Source organism: Actinoplanes sp. ATCC 53533 (assembly GCF_003947245.1).
In genome coordinates this window covers 1-608 of record NZ_QHHV01000669.1, presented here as the reverse complement: position 1 = coordinate 608, position 608 = coordinate 1, and the positions used below count along the sequence as shown (strand labels likewise).

The 608-nt window shown below is 65.6% G+C and carries 1 protein-coding gene; it reads left to right on the top strand.

Going from position 1 to position 608, the window contains the following annotated elements:
- A partial coding sequence (locus DMB66_RS60555; protein WP_148113017.1) for a DEAD/DEAH box helicase occupies positions 1-572 on the top strand: 572 nt, incomplete at its 5' end.
- Positions 573-608 lie beyond the last annotated feature (36 nt).

Sequence of the window (608 nt, the reverse complement as noted above, 5' to 3'; positions counted from 1 at the left end):
ACCTGCTCAAGGACGGCTCCCGGCTGCCCGGCCGCTCGGGCAAGCTGGCCCGGCTCGAGGAGCTGACCGAGGAGATCATCGAGGACGGCGACAAGGCGCTGATCTTCACGCAGTATTCGGAGTTCGGGACGATGCTGCAGCCATACCTGGCGGCGCATCTGGACAGGCCGGTGCTCTGGCTCCACGGTGGACTGTCGAAGGCCCGGCGGGACGAGTTGGTCGACCGTTTCCAGAACGACACCGAGCCGATGCTGTTCCTGCTGTCGCTCAAGGCAGCCGGCACGGGCCTGAATCTCACGGCCGCCAACCACGTCATCCACGTGGACCGCTGGTGGAATCCGGCGGTCGAGGACCAGGCCACCGACCGGGCGTTCCGAATCGGACAGTCCCGCAACGTGCAGGTTCGCAAATTCATCTGCACCGGCACGCTCGAGGAGAAGATCGACGCGATGATCGAGCGCAAGAAGACGCTGGCTTCCTCGGTGGTCGGCACCGGCGAGGACTGGGTGACCGACCTCGACACCCACCAGCTGCGTGAGTTGTTCTCGCTCGATCCGGTGGCGGTGAGCTGACCATGCCCGTGGACCCGAAGGGACGCTGGTTCGACA